Origin of the sequence: Streptomyces sp. NPDC059900, assembly GCF_050270335.1 — a bacterium.
Taxonomy (GTDB): domain Bacteria; phylum Actinomycetota; class Actinomycetes; order Streptomycetales; family Streptomycetaceae; genus Streptomyces.
The window spans coordinates 19,398-22,097 of the sequence record NZ_JBNNJZ010000090.1; the positions used below are offsets into that span (position 1 = coordinate 19,398).

2 protein-coding genes and 1 pseudogene are annotated in these 2,700 nt (G+C 68.4%); 1 reads left to right on the forward strand and 2 read right to left on the reverse strand.

The window, feature by feature from the left end:
- Positions 1-165, reverse strand: a pseudogene (locus tag ACQKIP_RS15735) (ADP-ribose pyrophosphatase); the annotation flags it as partial.
- 86 nt (positions 166-251) lie between these two features.
- On the reverse strand, positions 252-1,901 hold the full coding sequence (locus ACQKIP_RS15740; RefSeq protein ID WP_365859889.1) for a CTP synthase: 1,650 nt from the start codon (positions 1,899-1,901) through the stop codon (positions 252-254).
- A gap of 409 nt (positions 1,902-2,310) precedes the next feature.
- Between ACQKIP_RS15740 and ACQKIP_RS15745 the strand changes: the two genes are divergently transcribed.
- A partial coding sequence (locus tag ACQKIP_RS15745; protein ID WP_427743208.1) for a trehalase-like domain-containing protein occupies positions 2,311-2,700 on the forward strand: 390 nt, incomplete at its 3' end.

Here is a 2,700-nt window from a genome sequence, read left to right on the forward strand (position 1 = left end):
GAGGGCGAGGACGGCGACCGATCCGGGGTGCACCTGGTAGTCACGGTGGACGACGGTCCCGTCGGGCATGACCACGTCGTCCGTGCGGACGGAGGTCTTGTTCCCCACGAAGGGCGTCGTTGTCGCCGTGACCTGCCACTCCTCGGCGGTGTCCTTGATCGTCATGTCGCCCTGTCCTCCCACGCGTGCAAACAGAAACCGGGGCACGCGCCCCATAAGGCTCGTACCCCGGCAACCGTATCGCTCTTGTGTTACTTACTCGTCTGGCACTCCACGGCGGCCTTCACCAGACCCGCGAAGAGCGGGTGCGGGCGGGTCGGGCGCGAGCGCAGCTCCGGGTGCGCCTGGGTGGCGACCAGGTAGGGGTGGACCTCGCGGGGGTACTCGACGTACTCGACGAGCTTGCCGTCCGGGGAGGTGCCCGAGAAGAGGATGCCCGCCTTCTTCTCCAGCTCGGCGCGGTAGGAGTTGTTCACCTCGTAGCGGTGACGGTGGCGCTCCTCGACGTACTCCTTGCCGTCGTACACCTCACGGGCGATGGAGCCCTCGGCGAGCTTCGCGGGGTACATGCCCAGGCGCATCGTGCCGCCCATGTCGCCCTCGCCCGCGACGATGTCCAGCTGCTCCGCCATCGTCGAGATGACCGGGTGGGCGGTCGCGGCGTCGAACTCGGTGGAGTTGGCGTCGGGGATGTCGGCGAGGTTCCGTGCGGCCTCGATCACGATGCACTGCAGGCCGAGGCAGAGGCCGAGCAGCGGGATCTTGTTCTCGCGAGCGAAGGTGATGGCGCCGACCTTGCCGGTGACACCGCGGTCGCCGAAGCCGCCGGGGATGCAGATCGCGTCGACGTCGCCGAGCTGCTTGGCGGCGCCCGCGGCGGTCTTGCAGTCGTCGGAGGTGACCCACTTGACCTTGACGCGGGCGCGGTTGGCGAAGCCGCCGGCGCGCAGGGCCTCGGTCACCGAGAGGTAGGCGTCGGGCAGGTCGATGTACTTGCCGACCAGCGCGATGGTGACCTCGTGGTCCGGGTTGTGGACCCGGTCAAGAAGGTCCTCCCACTGGGTCCAGTTCACGTCGCGGAACGGCAGGTCCAGCTTGCGCACCACGTAGGCGTCCAGGCCCTCGGTGTGCAGGACCTTGGGGATGTCGTAGATCGACTTGGCGTCGATGGCGGCGACCACCGCGTCCTCGTCGACGTCGCACATCAGCGAGATCTTGCGCTTGATGGCGGTCGGCACGTCACGGTCGGCGCGCAGCACGATGGCGTCCGGCTGGATGCCGATGTTGCGCAGGGCCGCGACCGAGTGCTGGGTCGGCTTGGTCTTCAGCTCACCGGACGGGCCGATGTAGGGCAGCAGCGAGATGTGCACGACGAAGACGTTGTCGCGGCCGACCTCGTGGCGGACCTGGCGGACGGTCTCCAGGAACGGCAGGGACTCGATGTCGCCGACCGTGCCGCCGACCTCGGTGATGACGACGTCGACGTCCTCGGTCGCCATGCGCCGGATGCGGTGCTTGATCTCGTTCGTGATGTGCGGGATGACCTGGACCGTGTCGCCGAGGTACTCGCCGCGCCGCTCCTTGGCGATGACCTGCGAGTAGACCTGGCCGGTGGTGACGTTGGCCGTGCCGTCGAGGTCGACGTCCAGGAAGCGCTCGTAGTGGCCGATGTCCAGGTCGGTCTCGGCGCCGTCGTTCGTGACGAACACCTCGCCGTGCTGGAAGGGGTTCATCGTGCCGGGGTCGACGTTCAGGTACGGGTCGAGCTTCTGCATGGTGACCCGGAGGCCCCGCGCTTTGAGCAGCGCGCCGAGGCTGGAGGCAGTCAGACCCTTGCCGAGGGAAGAGGCGACACCCCCGGTGACGAAGATGTGCTTGGTCGTCGTGGATTTGGGCTGCATGGCCAGGAGGGGGCTCCCGTGGTCGCGGTCTGGAGGGTGCGTACCGGCGTCGTCCAAGGGGTCTGGAGGAGGTGCCGTCGCTGCGGTTCGGGGGTTCTATGACCACCGGCTCACGGGCTACCAGGGTATCAGCGACGAAGGGAGGCTGCTTCCGGCCACGCTCGGCCAGCCACGTCACACCTTCCTCACCAGGTGCTCACCCGTTCGGCGCAGCCCCGTTGGCGGGAGCGGCAAGCAGATGGCCGGGGTGCGTCGTATCCTGCTCGGACACTCGCTGCCGAGCCGACCCGATCAACGGCACCACCCCCGACCGTTCGCCCGGAACACCAGGCTCGCGCAGTTCGTTTTACAGCGAACCCTTGACCGTAGAGCGGGCGCCCGAGAGGGCGACGTGGCCGTTTGACTGGAGATGCACGTGGCCGGGCGCATCGAGGATTACGCACTCATCGGAGACATGCAGACCGCCGCCCTGGTCTGCCGGGACGGCACAGTCGACTGGTTGTGCCTGCCCCGCTTCGACTCGCACGCCATCTTCGCCGGATTGCTCGGCACGGAGGAGCACGGATTCTGGCGTCTTGGGCCCGCACACAGCCCTGACGCGCCACCGCCGACAGCCGCGCGGCGCACATACCGCGGCGACTCACTGATCCTGGAATCCGAGTGGGACACCCCGCGCGGCACGGTCCGCGTGACCGATTTCATGCCGCCGCGCGACACGGACGCCCCCCAGCTCGTCCGGATCGTCGAGGGCGTCAGCGGCCGGGTGCCGATGCACTCCGCCCTGCGGATGCGCTTCAGC